At 71.9% G+C, this 6,662-nt stretch carries 8 protein-coding genes and 1 riboswitch; of the genes, 7 read left to right on the top strand and 1 reads right to left on the bottom strand.

Annotated elements, in window-relative coordinates; genetic code table 11:
- On the bottom strand, positions 1-365 hold a 365-nt coding region (locus AB0C29_RS26280), incomplete at its 3' end, for a septum formation family protein (protein WP_360825168.1).
- Between the two features lie 77 nt (positions 366-442).
- Here AB0C29_RS26280 and rpe point away from each other — a divergent pair.
- From rpe to AB0C29_RS26245, 7 genes are all read left to right on the top strand, one after another.
- Entirely contained in the window at positions 443-1,120 is a 678-nt protein-coding gene (gene rpe / locus AB0C29_RS26275; RefSeq protein WP_360825165.1) for a ribulose-phosphate 3-epimerase, read from the top strand.
- Positions 1,117-2,151, top strand: coding sequence for a response regulator (locus tag AB0C29_RS26270; protein ID WP_360825163.1), 1,035 nt, complete (start codon positions 1,117-1,119; stop codon positions 2,149-2,151). The genes rpe and AB0C29_RS26270 overlap by 4 nt, the downstream gene beginning before the upstream one ends.
- A gap of 61 nt (positions 2,152-2,212) precedes the next feature.
- Positions 2,213-2,395, top strand: a riboswitch (FMN riboswitch).
- Between the two features lie 134 nt (positions 2,396-2,529).
- Positions 2,530-3,585 (top strand): bifunctional diaminohydroxyphosphoribosylaminopyrimidine deaminase/5-amino-6-(5-phosphoribosylamino)uracil reductase RibD, encoded by a 1,056-nt coding sequence (ribD, locus tag AB0C29_RS26265; protein ID WP_360825160.1) that lies wholly within the window; start codon positions 2,530-2,532, stop codon positions 3,583-3,585.
- The gene (locus AB0C29_RS26260) at positions 3,585-4,184 is read left to right on the top strand and encodes a riboflavin synthase (RefSeq protein ID WP_360825157.1); all 600 of its coding nucleotides are present in this window, start codon (positions 3,585-3,587) and stop codon (positions 4,182-4,184) included. The genes ribD and AB0C29_RS26260 overlap by 1 nt, the downstream gene beginning before the upstream one ends.
- A complete protein-coding gene (locus AB0C29_RS26255) occupies positions 4,181-5,386 on the top strand; it encodes a bifunctional 3,4-dihydroxy-2-butanone-4-phosphate synthase/GTP cyclohydrolase II (RefSeq protein ID WP_360825154.1) in 1,206 nt (401 codons plus the stop codon). The genes AB0C29_RS26260 and AB0C29_RS26255 overlap by 4 nt, the downstream gene beginning before the upstream one ends.
- Before the next feature lie 125 nt (positions 5,387-5,511).
- Positions 5,512-5,988, top strand: a complete 477-nt coding sequence (gene ribH / locus AB0C29_RS26250) for a 6,7-dimethyl-8-ribityllumazine synthase (protein ID WP_360825151.1) — start codon at positions 5,512-5,514, stop codon at positions 5,986-5,988.
- Positions 5,989-6,007: 19 nt separating this feature from the next.
- The coding region (locus AB0C29_RS26245) for an MFS transporter (RefSeq protein ID WP_360825148.1) at positions 6,008-6,662 on the top strand (655 nt) is incomplete at its 3' end.

Raw genomic sequence — 6,662 nt, 5'->3', positions numbered from 1 at the left:
ACCTGCACGGCCACCCGGGCGGTGCGCCACGGGCCGCCGAGGAAGCCGGCCGCCTTGCTCGAGCATTCCTGGAACGCGGCCCGGGCGCCCGCCGTGCCGGCGGCCGGGACCACGTCGGCGTCCGCCGCGGTGCCGACGTGGAAGGTCTCCGAGACGTGCAGCTCGGCGCACTCCACCGGCCGGTAGTCGTCCACGGCCGCCGTCGCCGCCAGCATCTCGTGGCACTGGCCGGTGGCGGGCCGGAAGGGAGCCGGCGACGAGGGCGTCCGCCAGTCGTCGGTCAGGTCGCCGTCGGTGCCGTCCGGTGGCGCGCCGGAACAACCGGCGGTGAGCAGCACCGCCAGCAGCACCGCCGTGTGTCGCATAGAACCCTCCGGGACCGGACTGAAGGCAGTCCCCAGGAGTATCCCGGGTGACGGCAAACAGGCCATACACTTCACCGGTGGAGTCATCGCCGATCATCGCCCCCAGCATCCTGGCCGCGGACTTCGCGCACCTCGCCACCGCGGTGCACGACATCGAGGGCGCCGCCGACTGGGTGCACGTGGACGTCATGGACAACCATTTCGTCCCGAATCTGACCATCGGCCTGCCGGTCGTGCAGAGTCTGCGCAAGGCGACCGCCATCCCGTTCGACGTGCATCTGATGATCACGGATCCGGAGCGCTGGGCCCCGGGGTACGCGGAAGCGGGGGCGTACAACGTGACGTTCCACGCCGAGGCCTGCGAGAACCCCGTGGCCCTGGCCAAGACGCTGCGCGCGGCGGGCGCCAAGGCGGGCCTGGCCATCGACCGGGACACGCCGGTCGAGCCGTATCTCGAGCTGATTCCCTATGTGGACACGGTGCTGATCATGACGATCAAGGCCGGGTTCGGCGGGCAGAAGTTCATGCCCGAGATGCTGGAGAAGGTGCGTGACGTGCGCCGCCGGATCAAGGCCAAGAACCTCGAGGTACGCCTGGAGGTCGACGGTGGCATCGCCGCCGACACCATCGAGCAGGCCGCCGAGGCCGGCGCCGACGCGTTCGTCGCGGGCACCGCGGTGTACGGCGCCGAGGACCCCGCCGAGGCCTGCCGCAAGCTGCGCGCCCTGGCCGAGCGTTCGATGGTGCACGCATGAGTACCGGGGTGGTCCGGCACAAGGTCGACGCCAGCGCCGGCGAGCCGGAGGAGCGGCCCGACCTGATCCTGGTGGTCGACGACGACGAGGACATCGCCAGCTTCGTCGCGTTCAACCTCAAGGTGCACGGCTTCGAGGTGATGCGGGCCCGCGACGGCCTGCAGGCCCTCGACATCATGGAGACCCGCCGGCCCGACCTGGCCGTGGTCGACTGGATGATGCCGCACATGAACGGCGTCGAGCTGACCCGCCGGCTGCGCGCCGAGCCGCTGACCTCGGCGCTGCCGGTGATCATGCTCACCGCCAAGGGGATGAGCGTCGACAAGGTGGTCGGCCTCACCGCCGGCGTGGACGACTACCTGGTCAAGCCGTTCGACACCGCCGAGCTGATCGCCCGGGTGTCCTCGACGTTGCGCCGTAACAAGGAGTTCCGCGAGGTCTCGCCGCTGACCGGCCTGCCCGGCAACGCCCGGGTGCGCCGGGAGATCGCGGAGCGGATGCGCAGCGGCAAGGACTTCGCCGTCGGATACATCGACATCGACCGGTTCAAGAGCGTCAACGACGTGTACGGGTTCGACCGCGGCGACGAGTTCATCACTGCGCTGGCCGGTTGCCTGCACCGGGCGGTGGCCGCCACGGGACGCCCGCCGATCTTCCTGGGCCACATCGGCGGTGACGACTTCGTCTTCATCTGCACGCCCGAGCAGGTGCTGCCGCTGACCAAGCGCACGGTGACCGACTACGAGAAGCTGGCCGACCAGCTCTACGACGCCGAGGACGCGGCGCGCGGCTTCATCGAGGTCCCCGACCGCCGCGGCAACAAGCAGCGGGCCCACTTGGTCACCTTGAGCATCGGCGTGGCCCAGGGCACCGCCGAGGGGCGCCGTTTCAGCGACCCGCGCGAGGTGGTCGCGGTGGCCTCGGAGATGAAGAAGGTCGCCAAGAGCCAGCCGGGCTCGTTCGTGGCGATCGACCGCCGCCGCGCCGACTCCGAGGACCCGGAGGATCCCTCGTCGGGCGTGGGTCTGTGACGTGGATCGCCCAGCAGGTGGCAACCCGCGATTCGCGTGCAAGACTCATGGGTGACCCACCACGCGCTGGCGGGACTCGGTGAAATTCCGAACCGGCGGTAATGCCCTGCTCCGGCAGGGCTGAGCCCGCGACCCGGACGTCGATACCAAGACGGACGGTGGATCTGGTGAGACTCCAGAGCCGACGGTTGAGCGGACGGCCTCGGGCCGACTGCTCAGACAGTCCGGATGGGAGACAGCGCGCGGGAGCAGGATGAGGGCTCGTCGCGGCGTGTCCTCACCGGGGCGGCGCGAAGCGTCCCCTCATGTCCTGTTTCTGCTTGTCTGTTCCCTCTCTGTTCGGCGCGTGACCGCACCGCGCATGGAGAGGGAACGCAGATGGTCACCGACGACGAGGCAATGGGCCGGGCGATCGCGCTCGCCGCCCGCGGCCTCGGCACGACCAGCCCCAACCCGGTGGTCGGCTGCGTGCTGCTCAGCGCGGAGGGCGAGGTCGTCGGCGAGGGCTTCCACGCGTACGCGGGTGGGCCGCACGCCGAGATCGTCGCCCTGGCCCAGGCCGGTGAGCGCGCCCGGGGCGGGACGGCTGTCGTCACTCTCGAGCCCTGCAACCACACCGGCCGCACCGGCCCCTGCGCCCAGGCGCTGATCAACGCCGGCATCATCCGGGTGGTCATCGCCGTCGACGACCCCACGCCCGTGGCGGCCGGCGGGGCGGCGACCCTGCGCGACGCCGGGGTCCGGGTCGAGACCGGGGTCGGCCGGGCGCCCGCCGAGGAGGGCAACGTCGCCTGGCTGACCGCCGTACGCCGCGGCCGGCCCTTCGTGACCTGGAAGTACGCGGCGACCCTGGACGGGCGTTCCGCCGCGGCGGACGGCACCAGCCAGTGGATCACCTCCGCGCCCGCCCGCAGTGACGTGCACAAGCTGCGCAGTACGGTCGACGCCATCGTCGCCGGGGTCGGCACCATCGTCGCCGACGATCCCCAGCTCACCGTCCGCGACCTGCGGGACGGCAGCCTGGCCATCAAGCAGCCGTGGCGGGTCGTCGTGGACTCCTCCGGGCGTACCCCGGCCACCGCCCGCATCCGCGACCAGGCCGCACCCACCTGGATCGCGACGGCGGCCGAGGTCGGCACCGGCCCCGACGGCCGGGTCGACCTGGCCGCCCTGCTCACCGAGCTGTACGCCCGCGGCGTGCGCGCCGTGCTCCTCGAAGGCGGCCCGACCCTGGCCGGCGGCTTCCTGGCGGCCGGCCTGGTCGACAAGGTCGTCGGCTACATCGCTCCCAAGATGCTCGGCGCCGGCCAGCCGTCACTGGTCGGCGCGGGCGTCACCACCATCGCCGAGGCCATCGAGCTGGACCTCGTCGACATCGCGCGGGTCGGACCCGACCTGCGCTTCACCGCATCGCTCCGAGCCAAGGAGGCCTGATGTTCACGGGAATCGTCGAGGAACTGGGTGAGGTCGTCTACCTCACCGACGCGGGGGGCGACTCGGCGGTGATCGCGGTACGCGGTCCCGTCGTCACCTCCGACGCCCGCCACGGCGACTCGATCTCGGTCAACGGCGTCTGCCTGACCGTCATCGACAACGTCGACGGCGTCTTCACGGCCGACGTCATGGGCGAGAGCCTGCGCCGCTCGTCGCTCGGCGTGCTGACCACGGGCAGCCAGGTCAACCTGGAACGCGCCGCGACCGTCGGCTCCCGCCTCGGCGGGCACCTCGTGCAGGGCCACGTCGACGGCGTCGGCCGGATCGTGGCGCGCGAGCCGGCCGACGAGTGGGAGGTGCTGCGCTTCTCGCTGCCGAGCGAGCTCTCGCGGTACGTGGTGGAGAAGGGCTCGATCACCGTGGACGGGGTGTCGCTGACCGTCATGGCGGTCACCGCGGACACCTTCGACGTCGGGCTGATCCCGACCACGCTCAAGCTCACCGTGCTGGGCGCCAAGTCCGTCGGCGACCCGGTCAACCTCGAGGTCGACGTCATCGCCAAGTACGTCGAGAAGATGCTGGGAGAGCGGCTGTCATGAGCACCGACATCGAACGGGCGATCAAGGACATCGCGGCCGGGCGCCCGGTCATCGTGGTCGACGACGAGGACCGCGAGAACGAGGGCGACCTGATCTTCGCGGCCGAGCACGCCACCCCGGAACTGGTCGCGTTCATGGTCCGCTACACCTCGGGCTACATCTGCGTACCGCTGCCCGAGGAGGAGGCCGACCGGCTCGACCTGCCGCCGATGTTCCACACCAACCAGGACCGCCGCGGGACCGCGTACGCGGTGACCGTCGACGCCCGCGAGGGCATCAGCACCGGCATCTCGGCCGCCGACCGCGCGCACACCATCCGGCTGCTGGGCTCGGCGGAGACCCAGCCCACCGACCTGTCCCGGCCGGGTCACGTCGTGCCGCTGCGGGCCAAGGCCGGTGGCGTGCTGCGCCGGCCGGGTCACACCGAGGCCGCGATCGACCTGTCCGTCCTGGCCGGGCTGCGTCCGGCCGGCGTGCTGTGCGAGATGATCAACGACGACGGCACCATGATGCGGATGCCCGACCTGGAGCGGTTCGCGGCCGAGCACGACCTGGCGCTGATCAGCATCGCCGACCTGATCGCGTACCGGCGCCGGCACGAGACCCTGGTCGAGCGGGTCGTCGAGACCCGGCTGCCGACCGAGCACGGCGAGTTCACCGCGGTGGGCTACCGCACCGACGTGGCCGGCGCCGAGCACGTCGCGCTGGTCTTCGGTGAAATCGGCGACGGCGAGGACGTACTGGTCCGGGTGCACTCCGAGTGCCTGACCGGGGACGTCTTCGGTTCGGTGCGCTGCGACTGCGGGCCCCAGCTGGACGCCGCCCTCGACCGGGTCGCCGAGGCCGGTCGCGGGGTCGTGCTCTACATGCGGGGCCACGAGGGGCGGGGCATCGGGCTGCTGCACAAGCTGCAGGCGTACCAGTTGCAGGACCGCGGCCTGGACACCGTCGACGCGAACCTCGAGCTGGGCCTGCCGGCCGACGCCCGCGACTACGGCACCGGCGCCCAGATCCTGTACGACCTGGGCGTGCGCTCGATGCGGCTGCTCACCAACAACCCCGCGAAGCGCGCCGGGCTGGAGGGCTACGGCCTGACCATCACCGGCCGCGAGGAGCTGCCGGTCCGGCCGCACCCGGAGAACGTGCGCTACCTGCGGACCAAGCGCGACCGGATGGGCCACCTCTTCGAGGCCCTGGGCTGACCGTCCGGGCCGGCGGTCCCGGGCCGGCGGTCCGGGGCTGAGGGGCTCCGGGCCGGGGCTCTGGGCCGAATTCCCGGCGCCGTCGCGGTGGCCGGAGCAAACTACAGGCAAAGAGGGGGCAACACATGGCCGGTTTCGGGGATCCGCACCTCAACACCGTCGACGCCGCCGGGCTCAAGCTCGGCATCGTCGGCTCGCGCTGGCACTCCGACCTGGTCGACCACATGGTCGAGCGGGCGCAGGCGGCGGCCCAGGCGTGCGGCGTGGAGGACGTGGTCGTGGCCCGGGTGGCCGGCTCGGTGGAGCTGCCGATCGTGGCGCAGGCCCTGGCCAAGCGCTGCGACGCGGTGGTCGCGCTGGGCGTGGTGATCCGCGGCGAGACCGCGCACTTCAACTACGTCAACGACGCGGTGACGGCCGGGCTGACCCGGGTGGCGCTGGACGAGCAGACCCCGGTGGCCCACGGTGTGCTCACCGTGGAGAGCCTGGGCCAGGCCAAGGACCGGGCCGGCCTGGAGGACTCGATCGAGGACAAGGGCTGGCAGTCGACGGTCGCGGTGCTGGACGCGGTTCTGGCCATCCGGGAGCTCAGCAAGGACTGAGATCGTCTAGCGTGGATCCGTGCCGCAGACGTTACGCAGGAGCCGGATCGCCGCCGCGTTGCTCTTCCTCCTCTACGGCACGCTGATCGGCACGTGGACAGCGCGCATCCCGGCGGTCAAACAGCAGCTGGGCCTCAGCGACGGCCGGCTCAGCATCGCCCTGGTCGGGCTCGCCCTCGGCGCGGTGACGGGCATGCAGCTCTCCGGCCGGCTGGTCGACCGGTACGGCAGCCGGCGCATCATGATCCCCGCGGCGCTGGTCGACGGGTGCTTCCTGCTGCCGGTCGCCGTGGCCCCCTCGCTGGTGACGCTGACGTCGGCGCTGTTCGCCTTCGGCGTGGTCCACGGCGTGCTGAACATCGCGATGAACGCCCGCGGCGTGGAGATCGAGCGGGCCGCCGAACGGCCGATCATGTCCTCGTTCCACGCCGTCTACAGCATCGGCGGCTTCCTCGGGGCGGTCCTCGGCGGCGTGACCGCGGCCGCCGGGGCGAGCCCGCTGGGCACCTTCGCCGTCGTGGCTGTTCTGGGCGCGGCCCTCGCCTGGTGGTCGCGCCGATGGTCTGCGGCCCTGACCGAGGCCGGGGGTTCTCCGGCCGACGGCCCTGCGCGCCAGGTCCCGCTGTCCGGGGTGCTTCTGCTGGGCACGCTGGCCCTGTGTGCCCTGGTCGGCG

It is taken from the genome of Actinoplanes sp. NPDC048791, assembly GCF_040650095.1.
GTDB lineage: Bacteria > Actinomycetota > Actinomycetes > Mycobacteriales > Micromonosporaceae > Actinoplanes.
The sequence above is the reverse complement of the archived record's forward strand: the minus strand, read 5'-3'. Positions and strand labels throughout refer to the sequence as shown.

Bases quoted from the DNA above. Each gene is read 5' to 3' on its own strand.
- AB0C29_RS26270 (WP_360825163.1), top strand. From the start codon at position 1,117: ATGAGTACCGGGGTGGTCCGGCACAAGGTCGACGCCAGCGCCGGCGAG.
- ribD (WP_360825160.1), top strand. From the start codon at position 2,530: ATGGTCACCGACGACGAGGCAATGGGCCGGGCGATCGCGCTCGCCGCC.
- ribH (WP_360825151.1), top strand. From the start codon at position 5,512: ATGGCCGGTTTCGGGGATCCGCACCTCAACACCGTCGACGCCGCCGGG.
- AB0C29_RS26260 (WP_360825157.1), top strand. From the start codon at position 3,585: ATGTTCACGGGAATCGTCGAGGAACTGGGTGAGGTCGTCTACCTCACC.
- AB0C29_RS26255 (WP_360825154.1), top strand. From the start codon at position 4,181: ATGAGCACCGACATCGAACGGGCGATCAAGGACATCGCGGCCGGGCGC.